The 26,983-nt window shown below is 64.8% G+C and carries 28 protein-coding genes; 11 read left to right on the top strand and 17 right to left on the bottom strand.

Features of this window, described 5'->3' with window-relative positions; all coding sequences use genetic code 11:
• Positions 1-146 (bottom strand): Clp protease N-terminal domain-containing protein (locus J2739_RS20155; RefSeq protein ID WP_309904890.1); only part of this gene is annotated, 146 nt, incomplete at its 3' end.
• Between the two features lie 174 nt (positions 147-320).
• Here J2739_RS20155 and J2739_RS20150 point away from each other — a divergent pair.
• Positions 321-1,328: a Bug family tripartite tricarboxylate transporter substrate binding protein gene (locus tag J2739_RS20150; protein WP_309904870.1), complete on the top strand. Its 1,008-nt coding sequence runs from the start codon at positions 321-323 to the stop codon at positions 1,326-1,328.
• 30 nt (positions 1,329-1,358) lie between these two features.
• Here J2739_RS20150 and J2739_RS20145 read toward each other — a convergent pair whose 3' ends face one another.
• From J2739_RS20145 to J2739_RS20115, 7 genes are all read right to left on the bottom strand, one after another.
• A complete protein-coding gene (locus tag J2739_RS20145) occupies positions 1,359-1,835 on the bottom strand; it encodes a molybdenum cofactor biosynthesis protein MoaE (protein ID WP_309904868.1) in 477 nt (158 codons plus the stop codon).
• 119 nt (positions 1,836-1,954) lie between these two features.
• Complete coding sequence (moaD, locus tag J2739_RS20140; RefSeq protein ID WP_309904866.1) at positions 1,955-2,206, bottom strand: molybdopterin converting factor subunit 1; 252 nt, start codon at positions 2,204-2,206, stop codon at positions 1,955-1,957.
• A gap of 2 nt (positions 2,207-2,208) precedes the next feature.
• On the bottom strand, positions 2,209-3,456 hold the full coding sequence (locus J2739_RS20135; protein WP_309904864.1) for a molybdopterin molybdotransferase MoeA: 1,248 nt from the start codon (positions 3,454-3,456) through the stop codon (positions 2,209-2,211).
• The gene (gene mobB / locus J2739_RS20130; protein ID WP_309904862.1) at positions 3,449-3,994 is read right to left on the bottom strand and encodes a molybdopterin-guanine dinucleotide biosynthesis protein B; all 546 of its coding nucleotides are present in this window, start codon (positions 3,992-3,994) and stop codon (positions 3,449-3,451) included. The genes J2739_RS20135 and mobB overlap by 8 nt, the downstream gene beginning before the upstream one ends.
• Positions 3,995-4,009: 15 nt before the next feature.
• Positions 4,010-5,425: a threonine synthase gene (gene thrC / locus J2739_RS20125; RefSeq protein WP_309904860.1), complete on the bottom strand. Its 1,416-nt coding sequence runs from the start codon at positions 5,423-5,425 to the stop codon at positions 4,010-4,012.
• Positions 5,425-6,747, bottom strand: a complete 1,323-nt coding sequence (locus J2739_RS20120) for a homoserine dehydrogenase (protein WP_309904859.1) — start codon at positions 6,745-6,747, stop codon at positions 5,425-5,427. The genes thrC and J2739_RS20120 overlap by 1 nt, the downstream gene beginning before the upstream one ends.
• Positions 6,748-6,792: 45 nt before the next feature.
• Positions 6,793-8,016 carry a pyridoxal phosphate-dependent aminotransferase gene (locus J2739_RS20115; RefSeq protein ID WP_309904857.1) on the bottom strand — a complete coding sequence of 408 codons (1,224 nt, stop codon included), beginning with the start codon at positions 8,014-8,016 and terminating at the stop codon, positions 6,793-6,795.
• 67 nt (positions 8,017-8,083) lie between these two features.
• Here J2739_RS20115 and J2739_RS20110 point away from each other — a divergent pair, with 67 nt between their 5' ends.
• From J2739_RS20110 to J2739_RS20090, 5 genes are all read left to right on the top strand, one after another.
• On the top strand, positions 8,084-8,470 hold the full coding sequence (locus J2739_RS20110; protein WP_309904855.1) for an Mth938-like domain-containing protein: 387 nt from the start codon (positions 8,084-8,086) through the stop codon (positions 8,468-8,470).
• Between the two features lie 166 nt (positions 8,471-8,636).
• On the top strand, positions 8,637-9,107 hold the full coding sequence (locus J2739_RS20105) for a peroxiredoxin (RefSeq protein WP_309904853.1): 471 nt from the start codon (positions 8,637-8,639) through the stop codon (positions 9,105-9,107).
• A gap of 199 nt (positions 9,108-9,306) precedes the next feature.
• Positions 9,307-11,037, top strand: a complete 1,731-nt coding sequence (locus J2739_RS20100) for a PhoH family protein (protein WP_309904851.1) — start codon at positions 9,307-9,309, stop codon at positions 11,035-11,037.
• A 102-nt stretch (positions 11,038-11,139) separates the two neighbouring features.
• Positions 11,140-11,595 carry a GyrI-like domain-containing protein gene (locus J2739_RS20095; protein ID WP_309904849.1) on the top strand — a complete coding sequence of 152 codons (456 nt, stop codon included), beginning with the start codon at positions 11,140-11,142 and terminating at the stop codon, positions 11,593-11,595.
• Positions 11,596-11,682: 87 nt separating this feature from the next.
• Positions 11,683-12,393, top strand: coding sequence for a helix-turn-helix transcriptional regulator (locus J2739_RS20090; RefSeq protein ID WP_309904847.1), 711 nt, complete (start codon positions 11,683-11,685; stop codon positions 12,391-12,393).
• A 2-nt stretch (positions 12,394-12,395) separates the two neighbouring features.
• Here the strand turns inward: J2739_RS20090 and dnaB are convergent, their stop codons facing one another.
• The 7 genes from dnaB to ppsA form a co-directional block, all read right to left on the bottom strand.
• The gene (dnaB, locus tag J2739_RS20085; protein ID WP_309904845.1) at positions 12,396-13,799 is read right to left on the bottom strand and encodes a replicative DNA helicase; all 1,404 of its coding nucleotides are present in this window, start codon (positions 13,797-13,799) and stop codon (positions 12,396-12,398) included.
• A 187-nt stretch (positions 13,800-13,986) separates the two neighbouring features.
• Positions 13,987-14,439, bottom strand: coding sequence for a 50S ribosomal protein L9 (gene rplI / locus J2739_RS20080; RefSeq protein ID WP_309904844.1), 453 nt, complete (start codon positions 14,437-14,439; stop codon positions 13,987-13,989).
• A 12-nt stretch (positions 14,440-14,451) separates the two neighbouring features.
• Positions 14,452-14,733 carry a 30S ribosomal protein S18 gene (rpsR, locus tag J2739_RS20075; RefSeq protein WP_007830781.1) on the bottom strand — a complete coding sequence of 94 codons (282 nt, stop codon included), beginning with the start codon at positions 14,731-14,733 and terminating at the stop codon, positions 14,452-14,454.
• Positions 14,734-14,751: 18 nt separating this feature from the next.
• Positions 14,752-15,054, bottom strand: a complete 303-nt coding sequence (gene priB, locus J2739_RS20070; protein ID WP_309904842.1) for a primosomal replication protein N — start codon at positions 15,052-15,054, stop codon at positions 14,752-14,754.
• A gap of 7 nt (positions 15,055-15,061) precedes the next feature.
• Positions 15,062-15,436: a 30S ribosomal protein S6 gene (gene rpsF, locus J2739_RS20065; protein WP_068683060.1), complete on the bottom strand. Its 375-nt coding sequence runs from the start codon at positions 15,434-15,436 to the stop codon at positions 15,062-15,064.
• 127 nt (positions 15,437-15,563) lie between these two features.
• A complete protein-coding gene (locus tag J2739_RS20060; protein WP_309904840.1) occupies positions 15,564-16,091 on the bottom strand; it encodes a hypothetical protein in 528 nt (175 codons plus the stop codon).
• A 211-nt stretch (positions 16,092-16,302) separates the two neighbouring features.
• Complete coding sequence (ppsA, locus tag J2739_RS20055; protein ID WP_309904838.1) at positions 16,303-18,696, bottom strand: phosphoenolpyruvate synthase; 2,394 nt, start codon at positions 18,694-18,696, stop codon at positions 16,303-16,305.
• 194 nt (positions 18,697-18,890) lie between these two features.
• On the opposite strand from ppsA, the gene ppsR reads away from it, so the two are divergent.
• From ppsR to J2739_RS20040, 3 genes are read left to right on the top strand one after another with little or no spacing between them, the layout of a single operon-like run.
• Complete coding sequence (gene ppsR, locus J2739_RS20050; RefSeq protein ID WP_309904835.1) at positions 18,891-19,712, top strand: posphoenolpyruvate synthetase regulatory kinase/phosphorylase PpsR; 822 nt, start codon at positions 18,891-18,893, stop codon at positions 19,710-19,712.
• Between the two features lie 52 nt (positions 19,713-19,764).
• Complete coding sequence (locus J2739_RS20045; RefSeq protein WP_309904833.1) at positions 19,765-20,247, top strand: MarR family winged helix-turn-helix transcriptional regulator; 483 nt, start codon at positions 19,765-19,767, stop codon at positions 20,245-20,247.
• Positions 20,244-21,269 carry an FUSC family protein gene (locus J2739_RS20040; RefSeq protein WP_309904831.1) on the top strand — a complete coding sequence of 342 codons (1,026 nt, stop codon included), beginning with the start codon at positions 20,244-20,246 and terminating at the stop codon, positions 21,267-21,269. The genes J2739_RS20045 and J2739_RS20040 overlap by 4 nt, the downstream gene beginning before the upstream one ends.
• Here the strand turns inward: J2739_RS20040 and ahpF are convergent.
• On the bottom strand, positions 21,266-22,855 hold the full coding sequence (gene ahpF, locus J2739_RS20035; RefSeq protein ID WP_309904829.1) for an alkyl hydroperoxide reductase subunit F: 1,590 nt from the start codon (positions 22,853-22,855) through the stop codon (positions 21,266-21,268). The two genes, J2739_RS20040 and ahpF, sit on opposite strands and share 4 nt — an antisense overlap.
• Positions 22,856-22,939: 84 nt before the next feature.
• Positions 22,940-23,512: an alkyl hydroperoxide reductase subunit C gene (gene ahpC, locus J2739_RS20030; protein ID WP_309904828.1), complete on the bottom strand. Its 573-nt coding sequence runs from the start codon at positions 23,510-23,512 to the stop codon at positions 22,940-22,942.
• Positions 23,513-23,747: 235 nt separating this feature from the next.
• Here ahpC and bfr point away from each other — a divergent pair, with 235 nt between their 5' ends.
• Together bfr and J2739_RS20020 are read left to right on the top strand one after the other, a co-directional pair.
• Positions 23,748-24,224: a bacterioferritin gene (gene bfr, locus J2739_RS20025; protein WP_309904827.1), complete on the top strand. Its 477-nt coding sequence runs from the start codon at positions 23,748-23,750 to the stop codon at positions 24,222-24,224.
• A 388-nt stretch (positions 24,225-24,612) separates the two neighbouring features.
• Positions 24,613-26,970, top strand: a complete 2,358-nt coding sequence (locus J2739_RS20020; protein ID WP_309904825.1) for a catecholate siderophore receptor Fiu — start codon at positions 24,613-24,615, stop codon at positions 26,968-26,970.
• The last annotated feature ends 13 nt before the right edge of the window (positions 26,971-26,983 follow it).

Raw genomic sequence — 26,983 nt, 5'->3', positions numbered from 1 at the left:
AGCAAGGCCCGGGGACCCTCGTCCTGGCGCAGCATGGCCACCAAAAGGTGGACAGGCTCGATGTAGGGGTTGTCGTTGCCCAAGGCGAGCGACTGTGCGTCGGCAAGGGCTTCCTGGAATTTGGTGGTGAGTTTGTCTTGGCGCATGAATGAAAACTCCGATCCCCGGTCATCTAGGGCTCCGCGCGGCAAATTCAAGCCAGGGCCGGTGATAGCACGCCCCGTCTTCCGCGTCGGGCTCGTACAGAATAGCCCTCCCGGCGGCTGGGCACGCGAGTTGCTCGGTCCGCATTTTCCTCATCAACGTCTGGAGTCGATCTCATGTTCTGTTCAAGGTGGATGGCCGCCGCGCCGCGCACGTCGCGCCGTGTTCTTGCGCTGGGGCTGGCGGCGGCGCTGGCCGGCATCCCGGCCTTCGCGCAAGTGCAGCAGCAAGGAGCGCCTATCCGGCTGTTGGTCGGCTTCCCCGCCGGCGCGGGCACCGATGCGATCGCCCGGACCCTGGGCGAGAAGCTCAAGGATCAACTCGGCGTGCCGGTCGTGGTGGAGAACCGCGCCGGCGCCGGTGGCCAGATCGCGGCCCAGGCGCTCAAGGCCGCGCCGGCCGACGGGCACACGCTGCTGCTGTCGCACGACCACACCATCTCGATCCTGCCGCAGGTCGTGAAGAACCCGGGCTACAACTCGGCCAGCGACTTCGTACCAGTGGCCGGCTTCGCGACCTTCGCCAACGTGCTGGCGGTCTCCGGCGGCACGCCCGCGAAGACCTTCGACGAATACCTGAAATGGGTACGCACCCAGCGCGGCGGCAAGGACACCATCGGCGTGCCCGCGCCGGCTTCGATACCCGAGTTCCTGGTGAAGATGATCGGCACCAAGTACAAGATCGATGTGCAGGCGGCGCCCTACCGCGGCAGCGCGCCGATGACGGCGGACATGCTGGGCAACCAGATCAGCGCCGGCATCGCCTCGGTGCCCGACTTCATCGAGAACCACCGGGCGGGCAAGCTGCGCATCGTGGCCACCATTGGCAACAAGCGCCAGGCGCTGCTGCCGCAGGTGCCGACCTTCACCGAGCTGGGCTTCGCCAACCTGGAAGACCTGCCCTACTACGGTGTGTTCGCGCCCGTGGGCACGCCGCAACCGGTCATCGACCGCTTCGGCGATGCGCTCGCCAAGGTGCTCGCCATGCCCGACGTGAAGCAGAAGCTCACGACCATGGGCCTGACGGTGGCCTACGAGCCGCAGGGCCAGTTCGCAGGCCGGGTGCGCAGCTACACGCAGACCTGGGCGGGCATCATCAAGGCGAGCGGCTTCACGCCGCAGTAGATGTCGGTCCTCCGGGTCGGGGCGGCGGCCTCAGGCGTTGCCGGCCTCGATGCCCCAGCGCGCCAGGGCCGCGTCGTCATCCACGCGCGCATCGACCCAGCGCGAGCCCTCGGGCGTCTGTTCCTTCTTCCAGAACGGCGCCTGCGTCTTCAGGTAGTCCATCAGGAACTCGCAGGCCTGGAAGCTCTGGCCACGGTGGGCGGAGATCACGGCCACCATCATGATCTGCTCGAGCGGGTGCAGCAGCCCGACACGATGGATCACGCGTGCGCCCAGGATATCGAACCGGCGATGGGCCTCGTCGATCATGGCTTCGATGGACTTCTCGGTCATGCCCGGGTAGTGCTCGAGTTCCATCGAGGCGATCGCGTCGCCGTCGTTTCGGTCGCGCACGATGCCCACGAAGCTGCAGACCGCGCCGACTCGCTTGTCGTCTGCGCGCAGGGCGGCGACCTCCGTGGCGAGATCGAAATCGGCTGCCTGGATGAAAACGCGCGGGCTGCTCATGGCGGGATTGTGGCACCGCGCCGGATCGCGCAGTTCAGCCTGGTGCAGGACGCGTTGCATGCGCCGAGGACGCGCCGGCGATGCGCTGCGCGCGCGCCTGTCGCAGCTGCACGCCGCGCTCACCCGCCCGTGACGGGCGGGAAGAAGGCCACTTCCTGGCCTTCGCGCAGCGCAGCGCTTTCGGCGCTCATGACCTGGTCCAGCGCCATGCGCACGGCTTTGCCGCGGGCCAGCGCGCTGGCGTGCGGCTCGCCGCGCGCGATCAGTTCGTCGCGCAGTGCGCCGAGGTCGGACGCACTTGTCTCGATGGATTCGGTGCCGGTCCCGAGGGCCTCGCGCACCGAGGCGAAATAGCGCACGGTGACCTTCATGCTCAGCTCAGCAGGGAGAAGAAGGGAATGAACTGCACCGTGTCGCCGGCCTTGAACGGTTGGCCGGCCGGCGTGTCGACCACGCCATCGCCCCAGACCATGGAGGTCAGCACGCCGGAGCTCTGGTTGGCGAACAGGTCCAGCCCGCCCGCGGCATTGCGGCGCGCGCGCAGGAACTCGCGGCGGCGGTCGGCGCGCGGCCAGTCGAAGTCGGCCCGCATCGCAACCGGCGCCGGCGCCACGCGCCGGGCACCCTGGAGCGTCAGCAGGAAAGGCCGCACCAGCAACAGGAAGGTCAGGAAGCTGGAGACCGGATTGCCGGGCAGCCCGGTGAGGTGGGCGTTGCCGATGCGGCCGTAGGCAAAAGGCTTGCCCGGCTTCATCGACAAAGACCAGAGGTCGAGCTGGCCCAGTGCCTGCACCGCGGCCTTGATGTGGTCCTCCTCGCCGACCGAAACGCCGCCGGTGGTGACGATCAGGTCGCTGCGCTCGGAGGCGTCGCGAAGCGCCTCGATGGTGGCGTCGCGGCGGTCGGGCACGATGCCGAGGTCGTGCACTTCGCACCCCAGGCGCACGAGCAGGGCCCGCATGAAGAACCGGTTGGAGTTGTAGATCGAGCCCGGCTTCATGGCCTCGGGCGCGACCTCGCCGGGCATCACCAGTTCGTCGCCGGTGGACAGCAGCGTGACGCGCGGTCGCCTCGCCACCTGCAGCCGGTCCAGGCCGACGCTCGCCGCCAGCCCCAGCCCCGCGGGCGTCAGGCGCTCGCCGCGCGCGAGCACCACGTCGCCGGCTGCCACGTCCTCGCCGGCGCGGCGTATCCACTGGCCCGCGGCCGGCGCGATCTCGATGCGCACGCTGCCCAGGCCGCCCTCATCGGGCAAGGCGCTGGTGTCTTCCTGCATCACGACCGCATCGGCGCCTTCAGGGATCTGCGCGCCGGTGAAGATGCGCGCGGCCGTACCGGCGGCCAGCGGCGTGCCCACGGTGCCGGCCGGGATGCGCTGCACGACCCGCAGCACCGCGCCTGGCGCGGCGCAGTCGGCGCTGCGCACGGCATAGCCGTCCATCGAGCTGTTGTCACGCGGCGGCACGGTGAGGCCCGAGCGGACGTCCTGCGCGAGCACGCGGCCGTCGGCCTCGAAGGTGGACACGGACTCGATGGCCATCTGCGGTGTGGCGGCGGCGAGCAGCCGCGCCAGCGCCTCGTCGAGCGGCATCAAGGGGGGGCGTTTGGCAGCATCAGCCATGGCGATCCACCTTGTACTCGAAACGGCTCGCGTTCTGCAGCAACCAAGTGCCAATGCCATCGACGTCGTTCAGGTCGAAGACCGGCAGCGCCGTCGCAGCGGGAAGGTGCTCTGGCGTGTCGGTGGCGATCGCGACGATGAATTCATCCTCGGCATAACGCGCGGGCCGGGGTGCCTGCCCCTGCGCCGGCTCGCGCCAGACTTCGATCTTCCGGAGATCGCTGTGCTTGAAGCCTTCGACCAGCACCCAGTCGACGCTCGCATCGAGCTCGGCAATCAGCTCGTGCACGCCGAGCTGGGTCGGCCGCTCGAATTCGCGGATCAGCGCCAGGCGCTTGTCGGAGGCCACCACCACTTCGAAGGCCCCGGCCTCGCGATGACGGTAGGTGTCCTTGCCCGGATGGTCGATGTCGAACTTGTGGTGCGCATGCTTGACCACCGAGACGCGCTGCCCGTGCAGCCCGAGCACGGGGATCAGGCGCTCGACCAGGGTGGTCTTGCCGGCGCCCGAGAAGCCGGCGAATCCGATGACTTTCATGCGCGGCTCGACGGCTCAGGCACAGTGCCGGGCGATGTAGGTCTTCACCGCCTCGGCGTCGGCCGGCAGCTGGACCACGCGCCGAGGCAGCGCCTCGATGCCTTCGAATCGCGCGGGACGTTCGGGCGCCCGGCCCAGGGCCTCGACGATGGTCTCGGCGAATTTGATGGGCAGCGCGGTCTCGAGGACGATCATGGGCACACCGGGCGCCAGGTGTTCGCGCGCGACCTTGAGGCCGTCGGCCGTGTGGGTGTCGATCAGCGTCGCGAAACGCTTGTCCGTATCGCGGATGGTCGCCAGGCGGTCGGCATGGGTGCTGCGACTGCTCGCGAAGCCGAAGCGCGTGGCGGCCTGGGCGAAAGCCGGATCGGCGCTCAGGTCGAAGCGGCCTGCCTTGGCCAGATCGCCTTCGAACAGGCCGCGCGTCTTCGCAGCGTCGCGGCCGACCAGGTCGAACACGAAGCGCTCGAAGTTGCTGGCCTTGGAAATGTCCATGGACGGACTGGAGGTCTCGTGCGTGTCGGCCGCCGAGCGCACGCGGTAGACGCCGGTGCGGAAGAACTCGTCGAGCACGTCGTTCTCGTTGGTCGCCACCACCAGCGTGCGGATCGGCAGCCCCATCATGCGCGCCACGTGGCCGGCGCAGACGTTGCCGAAGTTGCCCGAGGGCACGGTGAAGCTGACCTGCTTGGCGTTGTCGCCGGTCGCCTGGAAATACCCCGCGAAGTAGTACACGACCTGCGCCAGCAGTCGTGCCCAGTTGATCGAATTGACCGTGCCGATGCGGTACTTGCGCTTGAAGTCGAGGTCGTTCGACACCGCCTTCACGATGTCCTGGCAGTCGTCGAACACGCCGGCGATCGCGATGTTGTGGATGTTGGGGTCCTGCAGGCTGAACATCTGCGCCTGCTGGAAGGGACTCATGCGACCGTCGGGCGAGGTCATGAAGACGCGCACGCCCTTCTTGCCGCGCATTGCGTATTCGGCCGCGCTGCCGGTGTCGCCGCTGGTGGCACCGAGGATGTTGAGCTCCTCGCCGCGGCGCGCGAGCTCGTACTCGAACAGGTTGCCCAGGAGCTGCATCGCCATATCCTTGAAGGCGAGCGTCGGGCCATTGGACAGGGCTTGCAGGTACACGCCGTCCTCGAGCTCGCGCAGCGGCACGATGTCGGCCGTACCGAAGACCTCGGCGGTGTAGGTCTTCTCGCAGATCGCCTTCAGATCGGCGGCGGGGATGTCGTCGACGTAGAGCGACAGCACCTCGAAGGCGAGCTCGGCATAGGGCAGACCGCGCCACCTGGCGAGCGTGGCGGCATCCACCTGCGGATATCGCTCGGGCAGGTACAAGCCGCCGTCAGGCGCCAGGCCCTCGAGCAGGATCTCGCAGAAGCGGCGGCGCTCCGGGTGGCCGCGCGTGGACAGGTAGCGCATCAGGACAGCTCTTCCTTGCGGATGCGCACGATCGGCGCCAGCACGGTCGGCAGCGCCTGCAGCCGGGCGAGCGCGTCGTCCAGCGTGCCTTCGCGCGTGTCGTGCGTGAGGATGATGAGATCGGTCTGGGTCGAGCCCTCGCCGCCGACCTCGTCGGCCTCGCGTTGCAGCACCGCGTCGATGCTGATGCCGGCCGTGGCCAGCAAGCCCGTCACCTGCGCCAGCACGCCGGCCTCGTCGGCCACACGCATGCGCAGGTAATAGCTGGTCACCACCTCGGACATCGGCAGCACCTGCAGGTCGCTCATCGCGTCCGGATGGAATGCCAGGTGCGGCACGCGGTGCGCCGCATCGGCCGTATGCAGGCGCGTGATGTCGACGAGATCGGCGATCACCGCACTGGCGGTCGGCTCGCTGCCGGCGCCCTTGCCGTAATACAGCGTGGTACCGACGGCATCGCCGTTGACCACCACTGCGTTCATCGCGCCCTCGACGTTGGCGAGCAATCGCTTGGCAGGCACCAGGCTCGGATGCACGCGCAGCTCGATGCCCTGGGCCTTGCGCTTGGTCACGCCGAGCAGCTTGATGCGGTAGCCCAGCTGCTCGGCGTACTTGATGTCCTGCGCGGCCAGCTTGGTGATGCCTTCGACGTGCGCCTTGTCGAACTGCACCGGGATGCCGAAGGCGATGGCGCTCATCAGCGTGACCTTGTGAGCCGCATCGACGCCTTCGATGTCGAAGGTCGGGTCGGCCTCGGCATAGCCCAGGCGCTGCGCTTCCTTCAGCACGGTGGCGAAGTCCAGGCCCTTGTCGCGCATCTCCGAGAGGATGAAGTTGGTGGTGCCGTTGATGATCCCGGCGATCCACTGGATGCTGTTGGCCGTGAGGCCTTCTCGCAGCGCCTTGATGATCGGGATGCCGCCGGCCACAGCCGCCTCGAAGGCCACCATCACGCCTTTGGCGTGGGCCGCCGCGAAGATTTCAGTGCCGTGCACCGCCAGCAGCGCCTTGTTGGCAGTAACCACATGCTTGCCCGCCGCGATCGCCTCCAGCACCAGCTGGCGCGCGATGCCATAGCCGCCGATCAGCTCGATCACGATGTCGATGTCGGGGTTGGCGATGACGGCGCGCGCGTCGTTCACCACCTGCACGCCCTCGCCCACCGCAGCCCTGGCACGCGCCAGGTCGAGGTCGGCGACCATGGTGATCTCGATGCCGCGCCCCGCGCGGCGCTTGATTTCTTCCTGGTTGCGCTGGAGCACCTTGAAGGTACCGCTGCCGACCGTGCCGATGCCGAGCAGGCCTACTTGGATGGGTTTCATTCGATTCGTCTGACTGTGGAACTTGGGAACCTTGGCACGCCGCCCCTATGCGTTGCGGCTGCGATAGCGCTCGAGGAAATCCGCGATGCGCTGGATCGCCTCCCGCAGGTCCTCCTCATGGGGCAGGAACACGATGCGGAAATGGTCGGGCGTCGCCCAATTGAAGCCGGTGCCCTGGACCAGCATGACCCGGGTCTCCTTCAGCACTTCGAGGAAGAACTGGCGGTCGTCCTCGATCGGATAGACCTTGGGATCGAGCCGCGGGAACATGTAGAGCGCCGCGCTCGGCTTGACACAGCTGACGCCCGGAATGGCGGTGATCAGCTCATAGGCCAGGTCGCGCTGATGGCGCAGGCGGCCGCCCGCGCCCACGAGGTCGTTGATGCTCTGGTATCCGCCGAGCGCGGTCTGGATCGCCCACTGGCCCGGCACGTTCGGGCACAAGCGCATGTTCGAGAGCATGTTGAGGCCCTCGATGTAGTCCTGTGCCATCTTCTTGTCGCCCGAGACGATCATCCAGCCGGCACGATAGCCGCAGGAGCGGTAGCTCTTCGAGAGCGAATTGAAGGTCAGGGTCAGCACGTCCTTCGAGAGGCTCGCCAAGGCGGTGTGCCTGACGCCGTCGTACAGAACCTTGTCGTAGACCTCGTCTGCCAGGATCACCAGGCTGTGCTCGCGTGCGATCGCCACGATGCCCCGGAGCAGTTCGTCCGAGTACAGCGCGCCCGTGGGGTTGTTGGGGTTGATGACGACGATACCCTTGGTGCGCGCCGTGATCTTGGCGCGAATGTCGGCCAGGCTGGGCATCCAGCCGTTCTCCTCGTCGCACAGGTAGTGCACCGGCTTGCCGCCCGACAGGCTCGCGACCGCTGTCCACAACGGGTAGTCGGGCGCAGGCAGCAGCAGCTCGTCGCCATCGTTCAGGAGCGCGTTGGCGGCCATTGCGATCAGCTCGCTGGCGCCGTTGCCCAGGTAGATGTCATCCAGCGTGACGCCGGCGATGCCCTGCTTCTGGGTCTCGTGCATCACGGCCTTGCGCGCCGCGAAAATACCCTTGCTGTCCGAATAGCCGGACGAGCCGGGGAGGTTGCGGATCATGTCCTGCTGGACCTCCTCCGGCGCATCGAAGCCGAACGGGGCGAGGTTGCCGATGTTCAGCTTGATGATCTTCTGGCCCTCTTCCTCCATCTGCTTCGCGGCGTCCATGATCGGACCGCGGATGTCGTAGAGCACATTGGCCAGCTTGGCCGATTTCTTGAGCGGTTTCAAAGTCCCTCCAGGGGCGGGGTGCACGGGGGAAAACTTATAATTTGACCACAGTTCCCCACCCTCCCAGATGAAGCTCCAGCCCGACAAATCCGATGCCCAGACCCTGACTGCGCACGGCCCCGGTTGGGTAGCCGTGAACAACGAACGAATCGAGAACAGCGTGGTCGTGGGCTCGCGCGGCGAGCGCTTCGACTGGGACTGCAGCCGCTTCGACGAACTGGGCGCGGAGCATTTCGCGCGACTGGCTGCACTGGGTGCCGAACTGATCATCTTCGGCAGCGGCGCGCGCATCCGCTTTCCCGTGGCGGCATGGCTGCAGCCGCTGATGGCCCGGCGCACGGGTGTGGAGACCATGGACACGGGCGCAGCCTGCCGCACGTACAACATCCTGGCGGGAGAAGGCCGGCACGTGGTCGCGGCCCTGCTGATCGAGAGGCCGCAAGGTGGCCAATAGGGGGTATTTCGAGCTAAAATACCGGGTTGCAAACCGGCGGCCCGTCCTCAATTAAGGTCGATTGTGGGCGACCCATCTCCATCGTATCGAGCGCTCGAAGCACAAGCCAGGAGCGAGAGCCAAAAGCCCGACTCGAACGTGGAATCAAACGGAGAAAATAAGTTTCATGGCGATCGTTGTCAATAAACCCATCCCTGAATTCGACGCCAACGCCACCGGCGGTATCAAGGTCTCGAACACCTCGCATCTCGGGCAAGTGCTGGTGATGTACTTCTATCCCAAGGACAACACGCCCGGTTGCACCACCGAAGCGATGCAGTTCCGCGATCGCTACAAGGATTTCGAGAAGGCCGGCGCCACGGTTTTCGGTGTTTCGCGCGACAACATGAAGTCGCACGACGAGTTCAAGGCGAAGCTCGAGCTTCCCTTCGAGTTGATCGCGGACACCGAGGAAAAGATGTGCCATATGTTCGGCGTGGTCAAGAACAAGATCATGTACGGCAAGAAGGTCAAGGGCATCGAGCGCAGCACCTTCCTGATCGGCGCCGACGGCGTGCTCAAGGCCGAGTGGCGCGGCCTGAAGGTGCCGGGTCACGTCGATGAAGTCCTCAAGGCGGTCAAGGCCCTCAAGAAATAAGCGCCTGATCGGCAACATTCGTGCGCTTTTGGCAGGCCGCGTTGGCGATCTGCAACGAACACGGAACCTGTCACGACCGATGTGCATAATGGTTCCATGCCGTTGAGCTCCGCGACCGCATCCACCGAACAAAGCCGCTTGGGTCTTCAGGCGGCTTTTTCGCTTTCTGGCCCCTTCTTTCCTGCGAGCGAACCGCCCCATGCCCTTGCCACCCGCCCCCACGAAACGCGCCGCATTGCTTTCGCCGGACGCGCACGACGCGCCCGCCCGGTCCCTGCACGGAAAGAGCGGCCGTCGCTCTTCCGACCGGCGCGCTGAAGAGACCCGGTCCAGCGGGCCTCAGCCCCTCGAACTGTTCGACCGCCACGCCGCGGAAGGCGGTGCAGTCATCGAGACACCGCCCCTGCCGAGGTTGAAGGCCCCATCGCCCCCCGCGCAAGGCGGCGAGGAAAGCCGCCCAGCCACGGCGGCCAAGGCAGCGACCGGTCCCGTCAAGGCGAAGCGCAGCAACACCAACGGCGCCGCCAAGCTGTTCGTGCTGGACACCAACGTGCTGCTGCACGATCCGATGTGCCTGTTCCGCTTCGAGGAGCACGACATCTTCCTACCGATGATCGTGCTGGAGGAACTCGACGGCCACAAGAAGGGCACGACGGAAGTCGCCCGCAACGGCCGCCAGACCAGCCGCACGCTGGACGCGCTCGCCGCTGCCCAGGGCGCCGACATTGGCAAGGGCCTGAAGCTGGATACCACCGGCCACCGGGAGGCCGGCGGCAAGTTGTTCTTCCAGACCGACCCGCTCGACTACGCGCTGCCGACCAGCCTGCCCCAGGGCAAGGCGGACAACCAGATCCTCGGCGTCGTTCACGCACTGCGCGACCTCTACGCCAAGGACAGCCCTGGACGCGCTCGTCAGGAAGTCGTGCTGGTGTCGAAAGACATCAACATGCGCGTCAAGGCCCGCGCGCTGGGGCTCGCAGCGGACGATTACCAGAACGACAAGACGCTGGAAGACGGCGACCTGCTCTACTCCGGCGCGTTGGCCCTGCCGGCCGATTTCTGGACCCGGCAGAGCAAGCCACTCGAGAGCTGGCAGAGCGGCAGCAGCACCTTCTACCGCGTCAGCGGCCCGCTGGTGCCCAACCTTTACATCAACCAGTTCGTCTACTTCGAGGCGCCCGGCGAACCCAGCATGTACGCCCGCGTCACGGAGATCCGGGACAAGACGGCGGTGCTCAAGACGCTCAAGGACTACGGCTCGATCAAGAACGCCGTTTGGGGCGTGAACACGCGCAACCGCGAGCAGAACTTCGCGATGAACCTGCTGATGGACCCGGAGGTGGACTTCGTCACGCTGACCGGCACGGCCGGCACCGGCAAGACACTGATGGCGCTGGCCTCGGGCCTGACCCAGGTGCTGGACGACCGCCGCTACACCGAGATCATCATGACCCGCGCCACCGTCAGCGTGGGCGAGGACATCGGCTTCCTGCCGGGCACCGAAGAAGAGAAGATGGGCCCGTGGATGGGTGCGCTCGATGACAACCTCGAGTTCCTGGCGAAAGGCGACGGCGGCGGCGCAGGCGAATGGGGACGCGCGGCCACCAATGAGCTGATCCGCAGCCGCATCAAGATCAAGAGCATGAACTTCATGCGCGGGCGCACCTTCCTCAACAAGTACGTGATCATCGACGAGGCTCAGAACCTGACGCCAAAGCAGATGAAGACCCTGGTCACGCGCGCGGGGCCCGGCACCAAGATCATCTGCATGGGCAACCTGGCGCAGATCGACACGCCCTACCTGACCGAAGGCTCATCCGGGCTCACTTTCGCGGTCGACAAGTTCAAGGGCTGGCCTCACAGCGGCCACATCACGCTGGCGCGTGGCGAACGTTCGCGACTGGCTGACTTCGCAAGCGACGTGCTGTAACCCGGCCGCAAGGCCGGCCTTTTGCGCGAGGGCAGCGGGGCTGCTGACAGGACGTTGTCAGTAGCCGGCGCGCAGCATGGCGTCTTACCCGGAGAGAGAACCATGCAACCTCAGCTTCAACGTCACGAAGGCTTCAACATTGCCGGCATTACCGTGCGCACCAGCAACCGCAGCGAGAACGAACCGCACTTGGCGCGCATGAACGAGCTCTGGACGCGCTTCTTCGACGAACGCGTCTATGCCATGACGCCGAACCGCATCGATGACATGCGGCTCTACGGCGTGTATTCCGCTTACGACCCCGAGGCCCCCGGCGCCTTCGACCTGACGACCGGCGTCGCGGTCTCCGGCGGGCCTTCCGCCGTGAAAGTGGAAGCCGGCGACTACCTGGTCTTCACCGGCCAGGGCCAGATGCCCCAGATGGTGCTGGCCTTGTGGGAATCGATCTGGCAGTATTTCTCGCAGCACCCCGAAATCCGCCGCAGCTACCGCAGCGATTTCGAGGCCTACAGCGGCCCCGACCAGGTTGCCATCCACATCGGCGTGATGATGGACTGAGATCGATGCCCTCTTCCCAAGCGCGGCCGGCGCTATTTCGTGGAAGACTTGCAGAAGAAGAAGCTCGTTCGACCTTGACTTGTCCACATGCGCCGTGCCGACCGCCTGTTCCAGATCGTCCAATTGATTCGCGGGCGACGCCTGACGACCGCCGCCTTCCTCGCGCAGCGGCTGGAGGTGTCGGACCGAACCATCTATCGCGACGTGGCCGACCTGCAGCGACAGGGCGTCCCGATCGAAGGCGAAGCCGGCGTCGGCTATCGGCTGGGCGCCGGCTTCGATCTGCCGCCCCTCATGTTCACCCAGGATGAGGCCGCGGCGCTGGTGGCGTCGGCACGGCTGGCCCAGAGCTGGGTCGATCCGGCGATGGCAAAAGACATCCAGACCGCACTCGGCAAGATCCTGTCGGTGCTTCCGCCCGCTGCGCGCGTGTCGGCCGAGAGCCTGGCGCTGTTCGCGCCGGCGATCGCGCTCGACGATGGAACGCGCCTGCGCCTGCAGACCCTGCGCGAAGCGGTCCAGTCGCGCAACAAGCTGCGCATGGACTACCACGACGTCAGCGGGGCGCCGAGTCAGCGCGTGGTGCGGCCGCTGGGCTGCTTCTACTGGGGCCGGGTCTGGACGTTTTCGGCCTGGTGCGAGCTGCGGCAGGACTTTCGCGGCTTCCGCATCGACCGCATCGATCGCATCGAGGTCATGCCGGAGCGCTTTCGAGACGAGCCCGGCAAGACGCTCGCCGAAATGCTGCGTCGGCTGCAGGCTGATCCGGCGGAACCCGAACCGTCGCGGCTGCAATAGCCTTAGAAATCGTCGCCGCCGCTGGCGAGGTTCTCGAACTTGGTGAGCGGCTTGAGAAAGGCCAGCTTCATGGTGCCGGTCGGGCCGTTCCGGTGCTTGCTGATGATCACCTCGGCCACGCCAGGCTCCTTGCTGTCCTTGTTGTAGTAGTCGTCACGGTAGATGAACATGATGAGGTCGGCGTCCTGCTCGATGGCGCCGGACTCGCGCAGGTCACTCATCATGGGTCGTTTGTCGGTGCGGCTTTCTACGCCGCGGCTGAGCTGCGACAAGGCGATCACCGGGCACTTGAGCTCTTTGGCCAGCATCTTGAGGCCGCGCGAGATTTCGCCCACGGCGGTCGCGCGGTTCTCGTCGTTCATGCTGCTGGAAACGCTCATCAACTGAAGGTAGTCCACCACGATCAGACCAAGCCGCCCGTACTGGCGCGCGAGGCGACGCGAGTTCGCACGCAGCTCGCTGGTCGTCAGGCCCGGCGTCTCGTCGATGTGCAAGGACACGTTGCGCAGCTTCTCGATGGCCTCGGTCAGGCGCGGCCACTCCTCGTCGCTGAGCTTGCCGGTGCGCAGGTGTCCCTGGTCGATGCGGCCGATCGAGCCGACGATACGGACAGCCAGCTGGGCTGCCCCCATTTCCATCGAGAACACGGCAACCGGCAGCCCTTCGTTGAGCGCCACATGTTCGGCAATGTTGATCGCCAGCGAGGTCTTGCCCATGGACGGGCGCGCCGCTAGCACGATCATGTCCCCCGGCTGCAGGCCCGAGGTCATCTTGTCGAACTCGTAGAAGCCGGTGCGAACGCCCGTGATGTCGTTCGGGTTCTCCGCCATTTCGCTCACGCGATCGAGCAGCTCGACCACCAGGGATTCCATGCTCTGGAAGCCCTGCTTCATTCGCGAGCCTTCCTCGCCGATGTTGAAGATCTTCTGCTCGGCTTCGTCGAGGATCTTGTCGACCGACTTGCCCTGCGTATTGAAGGCGTTCGTCGCAATCTCATCGCTGGCGCTGACCAGCTTGCGCAGGATCGAGCGCTCGCGCACGATCTCCGCGTAGCGGCGGATGTTGCTGGCGCTCGGCACGTACTGCGCCAACGAGTTCAGGTAGACCAGGCCGCCGACTTCCTCGGCCTTACCCAGGTTCTGCAATTGCTCGAAGACGGTGATCACGTCGGCCGGCTTGCTGGCATTGATCAGCGCGCCGATCGCAGCGTAGATCAGCTTGTGCTCGTGACGATAGAAATCGCCATCCACCAGCAGATCGCCCATCCGATCCCAGGCTCCGTTGTCCAGCAGCAGGCCGCCGAGAACGCTCGACTCGGCCTCGATGGAATGCGGCGGGATGCGCAACTGCGCGATTTGGCGGTCGGCCGACGGATCGTTGTCGGCGTAGGAAAAAACGGCTGACATGTACTTCCTTGCAGCCGCACATGCTAAGGCGCATGACGGGCCACGTCACTTGATAACGCTGTGGATAAGCGGTGACTTACCGGTGCAGCGCGCGGGACAACTGCGGCTGCAAAAACAAAAGCCGCCCGAAGGCGGCCCTGAAAGGACAAGGTCGCAGCAGCGACCTTGTTTTTTCCTTGCCGAAGGCTTAAGCGCTTTCGCCGTAGACCGTGACGGTGATGTCGACCACCACGTCGGTGTGCAGCGCGACGCTGACCGTGCTGTCGCCGACGGTCTTGATCGGACCACTCGGCATGCGCACCTGCGACTTCGCGACCTTGTAGCCCTGCTTGTTGAGCTCGTCTGCGATGTCGTGGTTGGTGACAGAACCGAACAGGCGGCCGTCGACGCCGGCCTTCTGCGTCAGCTTGACGGCGGTGCCGGCCAGTTTCTCACCCTGCGCTTGCGCTTCGGCCAGCTTGCCGGCCGCAGCCTTCTCGAGCTCGACTCGCTTGGCTTCGAACTCGGCCTTGTTCGCTTCGGTCGCGCGGCGGGCGCGGCCCGAGGGGATCAGGAAGTTGCGCGCGTAGCCGTCCTTGACCTTGACGATCTCGCCGAGCACGCCGAGGTTCACAACCTTGTCCAGAAGAATGACTTGCATGGTGTTCCCTCCTTAGACGCGGTGTTGGTCGCTGTACGGCACCATCGCGAGGAAGCGGGCTCGCTTGATCGCGGTGTTGAGCTGGCGCTGGTAGATCGCGCGCGTGCCGGTCAGACGCGCGGGGATGATCTTGCCGTTCTCGCTGATGAAATCGCGCAGCGTATCGATGTCCTTGTAGTCGATTTCTTCGACACCTGCGACGGTGAAGCGGCAGAAGCGCTTGCGCTTGAACAGCAGCGACTGGGTGTTGCGCTTCGGACGCTTGTCCTTGTTGAATTTCTTGAACGTGGCCATTGTGGGACCTCTCGAAAATTAATCTTGCTGAAAATCCTGGATGTGCAGCACTGGATGCTTGCCATTGCGCGGTGTGGCCAGAAAGCCCTGGAAACGCCAGAGACTTCCCAACGCCTGCCTCGCGAGCCGCTCGGCCACTGCGCCGAACGCAACGGCCTTGAGGGCCGCCTTGACCTGCCGGGGCTGGGCCGCTTCGGTCATCGTCGACTCATGTTCGAGCCGCAGATCGATCGCAGGCAGGCCGGCGGGCGTGAATCGCAAGGCACCGAGCTCGGCAACGCAGGCAGTCAGCACCAGCTGATTGGCTGCGGCAGCGCTCACGCCATCATCAGTTGTTGTTGGCGGCGTACTCGGCCTGCTGGGCCTTGCGGGCCTCTTCGCGCTCCACCGTCTTCATCATCGACGAAGGGCCGGTCTCGGCCTTCTTCTTGACCACGGTGAGGTGGCGCAGGACGGCATCGTTGAACTTGAAGGCATGCTCGAGCTCTGCCATCACCGCCTGCTCGGCCTCGATGTTCACGCAAAGATAGTGCGCCTTGTTGAGCTTGTTGATCTGGTAAGCCAGTTGGCGACGGCCCCAGTCCTCGACACGATGGACCTTGCCGCCGCCGGCGGTGATCATGCCCTTGTAACGCTCCAGCATGGCCGGAACTTGCTCGCTTTGATCCGGATGGATCAGCAGAATGATTTCATAGTGACGCATGGCACTCCTTGTGGGTCTTCCGTGGAAGGGATAAAGCCACCTGCAGCGTCAGTCGCAGTGTGGCAAGGCAAAGCCGGCTATTGTAGCAGCCTATCGCCCGACCGGAGTGCTCGCTCTGTCGGGCCCCTTAGAGACCCAGTGCGCGATCCAGCGCCAGCGCCTTGTCCTGACCAACGGCTGCACGGATCTTGGGCGCAAGTGCGAGCAGCTCTTCGTAGGTGGAGGCGCCTTCGATCGACAGGTTCAACCTGAAGCCGCGAAGTCCGAGGCTGCCGGTGAGCTGCGTCGCGATCGGATAGGCGTCCTTGTAACGCTGCTGGGGCGAGCGCGACCCCATGGCGGGCGTCGGGGACGCCTGGTTCTGCGGCGACGCTTCGCCCGGACGCTCAGGCCGCTGGGCAGCCAATGGCAGGCCGGCCGGCATCGCCACCGTGCCGGCGTTGGCCGCTTCGGCCATTCCCCCTACCTGCCCCAGTAAGCCGAGCTCGACCATCTGATCGATGTCTTCATGCCCGATGCCCATGCCGGCCTCGAGCACCTCGCTGACCGAGCGCTTGCCGTCGAATAGGATGAAGGCCGATCGCTGGCGCGGCGTGAGCCGGACCGAACGATCCTTGAACACCTGCTGGCCGGCTTCTGTCTTGACAAGAATCATGGCGTCCTCAATGCGAAATCCCGGCGCTCTCGGACCTGGACGGTCTCTTGCCCGAGCGGTCCGGGCGGCTCCCCTCCCGTGGGCGCCGAGTTTGCATCAAAGCTGCACGTGATTGCGACGAGACGAAGCTGACATCGAAATTACAAACAGAAGTTGTGACGAAAGTTGTAATGCGATGAGGCAAACCTGCCCCGCCGCTCTTCCGGTCGCTTCAGGACTTCGCGAGTTGCTGCCAGGTGTCGATCACGCTGTCGGGGTTGAGCGAGATCGATTCGATGCCTTGTTCGGCCAGCCAAGCCGCGAAGTCTGGGTGGTCGCTGGGCCCCTGTCCGCAGATACCGACGTACTTGCCCTGGTCCTTGCAAGCCTTGATCACGCGGGCCAAGAGTGCCTTGACGGCGGGATCGCGCTCGTCGAAGTCCGCCGCCAGCAACTCGAGACCGGAATCCCGGTCCAGTCCCAGCGTGAGCTGGGTCAGGTCGTTCGATCCGATCGAGAAGCCGTCGAAGTACTCCAGGAACTCCTCCGGCAGGACCGCGTTGCTCGGCACCTCGCACATCATGATCAGCTTGAGTTCGTTCTCGCCGCGCTTGAGACCGTGCTCGCCGAGCAGTTCGGTAACGCGGGCCGCCTGCCCCAGCGTACGAACGAAGGGCACCATGATCTGCACGTTGGTCAGGCCCATCTCGCCGCGCACGCGCTTGAGCGCCTCGCATTCCATGGCAAAGGCTTCGCCGAAATCAGCGCTGAGGTAACGCGCGGCGCCGCGGAAGCCGAGCATCGGGTTTTCCTCCTCCGGCTCGTAGCGGCTGCCGCCGATCAGCTTGCGGTATTCGTTGGACTTGAAGTCCGACAGCCGCACGATCACCGGCTTGGGCCAGAAGGCCGCCCCGATGGTGGCGATGCCCTCGGCAACCTTGTCGACATAGAAAGCGCGCGGTGATGCATGGCCGCGGGCGACCGATTCGACGGCCTTCTTGAGGTCAGCATCGACATTCGGGTAGTCGAGGATGGCCTTCGGATGGACGCCGATGTTGTTGTTGATGATGAACTCGAGTCGGGCCAAGCCCACGCCGTGGTTCGGCAGCTGGGCAAAGTCGAAGGCCAGCTGCGGATTGCCGACGTTCATCATCAGCTTGATGTCGATTTCGGGCATTTCGCCGCGCTGCACTTCGGTCACCTCGGTCTCGAGCAGGCCGTCGTAGATGAACCCGGTGTCACCCTCGGCGCAGCTCACCGTTACCAGCGTGCCGTCCTTGAGCAGGTCGGTGGCGTCGCCACATCCGACGACCGCCGGGATGCCGAGTTCACGCGCGATGATGGCCGCATGGCAGGTGCGCCCGCCGCGGTTGGTGACGATGGCGGCAGCCCGCTTCATCACCGGTTCCCAGTTCGGGTCGGTCATGTCGGTCACCAGCACGTCGCCGGGCTGGACCTTGTCCATTTCGCTGATGCTGTGAACCAAACGAACCGGGCCGGTGCCGATCTTCTGGCCGATCGCGCGGCCCTCTGCCAGCACCGGGCCCTTGGCCAGCAGCTTGTAACGCTGCTCGGCCTTCCCCTGTTGCTGGCTCTTTACCGTCTCCGGGCGGGCCTGCAGGATGTAGAGCTGGCCGTCGGTGCCGTCCTTGCCCCATTCGATGTCCATCGGTCGACCGTAGTGTTCCTCGATCACCAGCGCATAGCGGGCCAGTTGCTCGACCTCCTCATCGGTTAGCGAGTACCGGTTGCGCTGCTCGGTCGGGACGTCCGTGGTCTTCACCAGCTTGCCGCTCGCCGCCTTCTCGGCAGCACTGGCGAATTCCATCTGGATCAGCTTGGAACCGAGGTTGCGGCGGATCACTGCGCGATGACCGGCCTTGAGCATCGGCTTGTGAACGTAGAACTCGTCGGGGTTCACTGCGCCTTGCACCACTGTTTCACCCAGGCCGTAGCTGGAGGTGATGAAGACCACTTGATCGAAGCCGGATTCAGTGTCGATGGTGAACATCACGCCCGCTGCGCCCAGGTCGCTGCGCACCATGCGCTGCACGCCGGCAGACAGCGCCACCACGTCGTGGGCGAAGCCCTTGTGAACACGATAGCTGATGGCACGATCGTTGTAGAGGGAAGCGAACACCTCCTTCATCTTGTGCAGCACGTCGTCGACGCCCACCACGTTGAGGAAGGTCTCCTGCTGGCCCGCGAAGGAGGCGTCGGGCAGGTCTTCCGCGGTTGCCGAAGAGCGCACGGCGAAAGAGGCTTCGGGATTGCCCGCGCTGAGCTTGGCAAAGGCTTCCCTGATCGCCTGCGCCAGGTCGGCAGGAAAGGGCTGGGTCTCCACCATGGCTCGAATCTCGGCCCCGGCCGCAGCCAGGGCGCGGACATCTTCCGTGTCCAGGCTCTTGAGCTTCGCGCTGATGCGGTCGGCCAAGCCATCGTGAGCCAGGAACTGCCGGAACGCATGGGCGGTCGTCGCGAATCCGGTGGGCACGCGCACCCCTTGCGGGAGCTGGGAAATCATCTCGCCGAGGCTGGCGTTCTTGCCGCCTACCGACTCGACGTCGGTCATCCTCAGGTTTTCAAAAGGTACGACCAGGGCGGTCGCTTCGAAAAGTGCAGACATGGGAAAGCTCCAGAAGTTGAAACCGGGGCGGCATGCAGACGGCGGCGCGCGATCGTTCTGATTGCTCTGGGCGCGAGGGCGGTGTGCATGGATGGAAAGATAGGGCGACGGGAACGGCCGGGCTGCATTCCCCATAATGGGCCGGATTGTAGGCGCCGAGCGGGTCGGCGCGCCGCACGACAAGGCCGCCGAGCATGCACACACGCACCGTATTCTTCGTTTCCGATGGCACCGGCATCACCGCCGAAACCTTCGGCAACGCCGTTCTGGCCCAGTTCGAGATCAAGCCACGCCATGTGCGCCTGCCCTTCACCGACACGGTCGACAAGGCGCACCAGGCGGTGCGGCGGATCAACCATACGGCCGAGATGGAAGGCCTGAGGCCGATCGTCTTCACCACGCTGGCGAACATGGACGTGCTGGAGGTCATCGAGACCGGCTGCAAGGGCATGCTGCTCGACATGTTCGGCACTTTCGTGCGGCCGCTCGAGATCGAGCTGGCGATGAAGTCGAACCATCGCATCGGCCGCTTCAGCGACGTGAGCAAAAGCAAGGAATACAACGCGCGCATCCAGGCCATCGACTTCAGCCTCGCGCACGACGACGGCCAAAGCAACCGCGACCTGGACAACGCCGACGTGATCCTCGTGGGCGTCAGCCGCAGCGGCAAGACACCCACCTCGCTCTACCTGGCGATGCAGCATGGCCTCAAGGCCGCCAACTACCCCCTGATCCCGGAAGACTTCGAGCGCCGGCAGCTGCCGCCGGCGCTGATGCCGCACCGCAAGAAGATCTTCGGGCTCACCATCCAGCCCGAGCGGCTGAGCGAGATCCGCAATGAGCGGCGGCCGAACTCCCGCTACGCAAGCATCGAGAACTGTCGCCACGAGGTGAGCGAGGCCGAGGCCATGATGCGGCGCGCCGGCATCCGCTGGCTGTCAACCACCACGAAATCGATCGAAGAGATCGCGACCACCATCCTGCAGGAGCTGCGTCCCGAGCGGCTGACTTACTGAGCGCCCAGCCTTCGCGTTTGTCATTTACTAAGATCGATCTTATGATTGGCGGGTGACTCGTCCTTCCGCCGATACCCTGCGTACGGCCATTCGGCTGCGCGCCTCCGTCTCGCAGCTGAACCGCCATCTGCGCTCACAAGGTGCCGCCAACTCGCCGGCCAACGCCCAGCTCAGCGTATTAGGACAGCTGTATCGGCGCGGCCCCCTGACGCCGACGGAGCTGGCGCTGCACGAGCACGTCAAGCTCCAAACCCTGACACGGCTGCTGGCGGAGATCGAGCGGGAGGGCCTGGTGGAGCGCCGCGCCCATGGAGGCGACGCCCGCAAATCCATCCTTTCGCTCACCGCCGCGGGCGCACGGCTGCTTGGCACCGAAGTCCATCGAAGGGAAGCTTCGCTCGCCTGCGCGATCGAGGCGCGGCTGTGCGCGGGCGAGCGCGCGCAGTTGCTCGCCGCGTGCGAACTCATCGATCGTGTGGCCGAAGGCCTTGAGCTGCCGCCGCAGCCTCAAGCAAGCCCGGCCCGCCGCGCATGAACGATGCCCATTGGCGCCAGGGCCTCCAGTTGGCATCGGCGGTGCTGCTGTCCTACCTGGCTTCCGCGGCGCTCCGGTTGCCCGAGAGCTTCTGGGCCGTGATGAGCGCCTTGATCGTCGTGCGCCCCAGCACGGCTTCAACGATCGGAGCGGGCTGGGATCGGGTGCGTGCAACTGCGGCAGGCGCGGGCACGGGTCTCGCGGGTGTCTGGCTGCAGCACCACCTCGGCACGGACTCCACGGCCGCCACACTGGGCATCGTGGCTTTCCTCGCAGCGGCCAGCGCGTGGCGCCCTTCGATGCGCAGCGCGCCGATCGCCGCCTTGATCGTGCTCTCGAGTGGCGGCACGGCGGGACATCCGGCGCTCCAGGTGGCCGGACTGCGGATGGCGGAGATCGCGATCGGGGTGGCGAGCGGCCTTGCGGTTTCGTTGACGGGCGTCGCCTCGGGCGCCCGTGCGGTCTTCGACGCGAGCTGCGCGTCCGCAATTCGGAAAATGGCCGAGCAAGTGCAACGGGATCTTCCAGGACGGCTCCCGGTGGCGGCGCAAGAGAAGGAAGCGACAGCAGGCCAGATGCGACTCGCGCTGCGCGAACTGGCAGTGCGGGCGACCATCGCCGATCGTGAAATCGATCTATGGCTGCGCCTGACCAGCTTATGGCGCTCAACGGCACATCGCAGCGATGCAGGGCATTGCGCTGTCACCGCTCGGCTGGTCGCTCGGACCGCTCATGACACCGCCTCGCTCGGGCGCCTCGCCGAAAGCTCGACGACCGGGCGCGATCACCCGGCGTGGGTCACCCTGGCTGAGGCCGCCCACCGCGCATTGGCCAGTACGGCAGCCAGCCTCGAGGGCGGCGGCCCGCCCGAACTGGATCCGCTGCGACCCTTCGCGGCGCAGGGCTCCTCATGCCCGGGAGAGCGCCAGCCCTCGCCTCTTCCTCCGATCCCGTGGATCGCACCCGCCGCGCGCCTGCTGATGGAGGATCTCTCGGGTCTCGCGCGTCGAACCGCCCGCTAAAGCGCTGCCTCAGCGGCCGTCGGCTGCTCGTTCGGCGCCGAGCTGCGGATCAGGTGGTCGAACGCGCTGAGCGCCGCCTTCGCACCATCGCCAGCCGCGATGATGATCTGCTTGAAGGGCACCGTCGTCGCATCCCCGGCCGCGAACACGCCGGGCACCGAAGTCTGACCCTTGGCGTCGACCACGATCTCGCCGTGCTTCGAGAGGTCCACCGTGCCCTTGAGCCAGTCGGTGTTGGGCACCAGGCCGATCTGCACGAACACGCCTTCCAGTTCAACTTGGTGGCTCTCGCCCGTTGCGCGATCCTTGTAGGTCAGGCCATTGACCTTCTGCTTGTCGCCGGTGATCTCGGTGGTTTGTGCGTTGGTGACCACCTTGACGTTCGCCAGAATCTTGAGCTTGCGCTGCAGCACCGCGTCGGCACGCAATTGCGTGTCGTACTCGATCAGCGTCACGTGGCCCACGATGCCGGCCAGGTCGATCGCCGCTTCGACGCCCGAATTGCCGCCGCCGATCACCGCGACGCGCTTGCCCTTGAAGAGCGGGCCATCGCAATGCGGGCAGTAAGCCACGCCCTTGTTCTTGTATTCCTGCTCGCCCGGCACATTGATGTTGCGCCAGCGCGCTCCCGTGGAGATGACCACCGAGCGACTCTTGAGCGAGGCGCCGTTCTCGAGCTTGATCTCGATGAATTCTTTGCCCGGTACCAGCGCCGCGGCGCGCTGCAGGTTCATGATGTCGACCTCGTAGTTGCGCACGTGCTCCTCGAGCGCCAGCGCGAATTTGGGTCCTTCGGTTTCCTTGATCGAGATGAAGTTCTCGATGCCCAGCGTGTCGAGCACCTGGCCGCCGAAACGCTCTGAAGCGACACCGGTGCGGATGCCCTTGCGCGCTGCGTAGACGGCAGCCGCCGCGCCGGCCGGCCCGCCGCCAACGATCAGCACGTCGAATGGATCCTTACCGGCGATCTTCTTCGCCTCGCGCTCGACACCACTGGTATCGATCTTCGCCAGAATTTCTTCCAGGCTCATGCGCCCCTGTCCGAATTCGGTGCCATTCAGGAAGACGGTAGGCACGGCCATGATCTGGCGCTCCTTCACTTCTTCCTGGAACAGCGAGCCATCGATCATCGTGGTCTTGATGCGCGGGTTCTGCACCGCCATCAGGTTGAGCGCCTGTACCACGTCCGGACAGTTGTGGCAGGTCAGCGAGATGTAGATCTCGAACTCGAAGTCGCCTTCCAGCGCACGAATTTGCTCGAGCACGGCCTGCTCCACCTTGGGCGGATAGCCGCCGACCTGCAGCAGCGCGAGGATCAGCGAAGTGAACTCGTGGCCCATCGGCAGACCGGCGAAACGCGGGCCGTTGCTCTGGCTGGGCCGGTTGATGGAGAACGACGGCTTGCGATGGTTGTCGTCGCGGCTTTCGGTGACTTTCACCAGCGAAGAAGACTCGGCCACATCCTTCAGCAGCGATTGCAGGTCGATCGACGCCTTGCTGTCATCGAGCGAAGCGACGATCTCGACCGGCTGCGTGATGCGATCGAGATAGCTTTTCAATTGTGCTTTGGTGCCGGCGTCGAGCATGGTGGACTCACCTCTTGGAAATCAGAAGACGGAAATAGAAAGGCCCGGGTGCGGTTGCGCCCGGGCCTGGCGCTAACGTACTGCTTAGATCTTGCCGACCAGGTCGAAGGAAGGTTTGAGGGTCTCGGCGCCTTCGGTCCACTTGGCCGGGCAGACTTCACCCGGGTGAGCGGCAACGTACTGGGCGGCCTTGACGCGGCGCAGCAGTTCGTTGGCGTCACGGCCGATGCCGTTGTCGTGCACCTCGACGGTCTTGATCTTGCCCTCTGGGTCAATGACGAAGGTGCCGCGGTAGGCGAGACCAGCGTCTTCGCCTTCCTCGATCAGCACCTGGAAGGCGCGGGCCAGTTGTTGGCTGGGGTCGCCAATCAGGGGGTACTTTACCTTGGCGATGGTGTCCGAAGTGTCATGCCAGGCCTTATGGGTGAAGTGGGTGTCGGTCGACACGCCGTAGATCTCGACGCCGAGCTTCTGGAATTCAGCGTAGTGATCGGCCAGGTCGCCGAGCTCGGTCGGGCAGACGAAGGTGAAGTCGGCGGGATAGAAGACGACGACGGACCACTTCCCCTTGAAGTTATCGTTGCTGACCGGGACGAACTTGCCGTTGTGGTAGGCGGTGGCCTTGAAAGGGACGATTTCGGTGTTGATCAGGGACATGAATGGGTTTCCTAGGTGGACTGATGAAAGCGAGGGTTTAGTATAACTACTAATGAGCACATTCTGATAGTAATGAACTATTAAAAATATTGCACTGCACTATGAGCTGCCGCCCGCGGCTCGATGCGAACGCCTATTACGATCAAACGCATGCAAAGCGCCAGAACAGGGCTTCTCTTGCCTGGCCTCCAACGGCGCTCCCACAATCGACACTTTCTAGAACAAGGAAAAAGCCATGAAGGGCGACCCTCAAGTCATCGACCATCTGCAGGCCCAGCTCAAGAATGAGCTCACCGCGATCAACCAGTACTTCCTTCACTACCGCATGCTCAAGCACTGGGGCTTGGACAAGCTGGCAAAAAAGGAATACGACGAATCCATCGGCGAGATGAAGCACGCAGACAAGCTCATGGATCGGATCTTCATGCTGGACGGCCTCCCGAACCTGCAGGATTTGGCCAAGCTCCGGATAGGCGAAGACGTACCTGAGATCCTGCAGTGCGACCTCGAGTCGGAAATGGGCGCCCAGGCCACCATCAAGGACGGCATCGCTCATTGCGAAACTGTTCGGGACTATGTGTCGCGGGATCTGCTGCAGGAGATCCTGGACGACACCGAGGAGCACATCGACTTCCTGGAAACTCAGATCGACCTGGTAGGAAAGGTCGGCCTGCAGAACTACCTGCAGTCACAGATGGGTGAAGCCGAGTAAGGCGATCCTCAACATCGAGGCGGGGCTCAAGCAGCCCCGCTTTTTTTTGGGCTGACGGCCCGCACACATCCGTTCTCGGATCGACCCGGCGCGGCAGGTGGCGCACGCCGCGCTGGACCGCGCGGAACTCTCGACGCCGCAGGCAGCGACCGTGCGACGTCGGCCGACGGATCTTCTCCGGCGGCAGCAGTTGCCGCATGGCAACGAAACCGGGTGAATTTAGGAGGCAGGACTTGTAAATGGTAACAAGGGTATTGAGATTCATTATCATCCGAGCCGATCTCGCCCTGTTCGCGACTCAACTCACCCAGCCAATCCCCGCCCGACCTGAACGTCCGGCGCGACCAGCCAGTCGAGTTCTCACATCAGCCTTTTCGGAGAGCCCTTCATGGCCTACATCAAAAGCCGCAAGCACGCCGTCGCCCGTGCATTGCCGCCCCTCGGCAGCGCTGCGGCTGCAACGCTTTTCGCGCTGAGCGCGTTACCGGCCTCGGCGCAGACGAGCACCAGCACCCTCAAGGAAGTGCGTGTCGAGGGCGCTTCGGCCGACTACAAGGCCGACACCTCGGCCAACCCGAAGTTCACCGCACCGCTGGTCGACACGCCACAGACCATCTCAGTCGTGCGCGAGCAGATCATCCGCGAACAAGGCGCCACCACCTTGACCGAAGCGCTGCGCAACATCCCGGGCGCCGGTACCTTCTTTCTCGGCGAGAACGGCAACACCAGCACCGGCGACACGATCTTCATGCGCGGCTTCGACACCTCGAGCAGCATCTTCGTGGACGGCATCCGCGACCTCGGCTCTGTCTCGCGCGATGTGTTCAACGTCGAGCAGGTCGAGGTGGTCAAGGGCCCGGCCAGCACTGACGTGGGACGTACCGCGCCCACCGGCTACATCAATCTCATCACCAAGAAGCCGCGCCTCGAAGACAGCTTCGCCGGCTCCGTGAGCTTCGGCAGCGCCGACTACGCGCGCACCAGCATCGACTGGAACAAGACGATCAGCGGCGCGGACGGCTCCGGCACGGCCTTCAGGCTCAACGCGGTGGCGCAGGACGGCGGCGTTGCCGGCCGCGACTTCGTCAAGAACAAGCGCTGGGCCGTCGCGCCGTCGCTGGCCATCGGCCTGAACACGCCGACGCGCATCTTCCTCGACTACGTGCATGTCAAGCAGGACAACGTTCCGGATGGCGGCGTTCCGACCATTGGTTTGCCGGGCTACTCGAACCCGGACGCGCTCGCCCTCGGCGCGCGCCGCCGCACATTCCTGGACTTCGCATCGCCCGTCGATCCGAGCAACTTCTATGGCACGCGCTCGGACTTCGACCACGTGACCTCGGAAATGTTCACCGCCCGTGTCGAGCGCGACATTTCGCCGGACGTCACGCTGCGCAATACCACCCGCATCGGACGGACCGCGCAGGACTACATGCTCACATCGTTCCTGCCGGGCGGCCTTGCAGCCAACGGGAGCATGCCTGCGGACAATTCGGGCTTCCTCGCCACGCCGAACCCCAGCCTGCCCAACACCTGGACCTTTCGGCGCAACCTGCCGACCAACAAGGACCAGGAAAACAGGATCTTCGTGAACCAGACCAACGTGACCGCGAAGCTCGATACGGGCGGCATCGGCCACTCGATCAGCGCGGGTCTCGAACTGCTGCGGGAAGAACAGAACAATCTCAACTTCTTCGCCCCGGGCTTCGCTCGCGTCAACACGACCTTCGCGCCTGCCGGTTCCTGGCCGGATGCAAGCCTCTATAACCCGAACCGGGACGTCGTGGGCTACAACCGGCTGCGCAACGGCACGGGCTCCAATGGCCGGACCGACACCATCGGCCTGTATGCGTTCGACACCCTCAAGCTCAACGAGCAATGGCAGATCACGGGCGGCCTGCGATACGACCACTACAGCACCGACTTCAACTCCACCGTGTTGACTCTGCCGTCGCGTTCGATCACATCGAATCAACTGTCGGTGTCGGACGGGCTGTTGACGGGCAAGCTCGGCGTCGTCTACAAGCCGGCCCAGAACGGCAGCTTCTACGCCGCTTACGGGACAGCCGCACAGCCCCCGGGGGGGGCCAACTTTGCACTGGCCGCAGCCGGTGCAAGCAACAGTGCCGGCCGCACCGACTTCCTGCCGCAGAAGGCCAAGACTTATGAAGTGGGCACCAAGTGGGACGTGCTGAACAAACGCCTCGCGCTGAACGCGGCGCTCTACCGCACGCAGGTGAGCAACGAAGTCGTCCAGGATCCGACCAACGCAGCCGTTTTCACCCAGGTGGGCAAGAAGCGCGTGCAAGGCATCGAGCTGGGCGCGGCGGGTGCAATCACAGACAACTGGGGCGTGAGCGCGGGCTTCACGACCATGAACACCAAGGTCGACGGCGCAACCAATTCGCAAGATCGCATCACGGTTCTCGCCTATACGCCGAAGCAGGCGTTCACGGCGTGGACGACCTACCAGTTCCCCTTCGGCCTGACGGTCGGCGGTGGTGCACGCTACAACGGCAAGATGACCAAGGGCTTCGACGCCGCTGTGGGTACCCCGGCCTTCGCCGAGGCGTACTGGGTGTTCGACGCGATGGCCTCCTATCGCGTCAGCAAGAACGTCGAGATCCAGCTGAACATCTACAACCTGTTCGACGAGGCGTACGTCGCGGCGATCAACAAGAGCGGCTATCGTTACTCGCCGGGCATTCCGCGTTCTGGGCGGATCACGGCCAATTTCACATTCTGAAGAGCGTCGCGTC

It is taken from the genome of Variovorax soli, from assembly GCF_031454625.1.
GTDB classification, from domain to species: Bacteria; Pseudomonadota; Gammaproteobacteria; order Burkholderiales; family Burkholderiaceae_C; genus Variovorax; species Variovorax soli_A.
The sequence above is the reverse complement of the archived record's forward strand: the minus strand, read 5'-3'. Positions and strand labels throughout refer to the sequence as shown.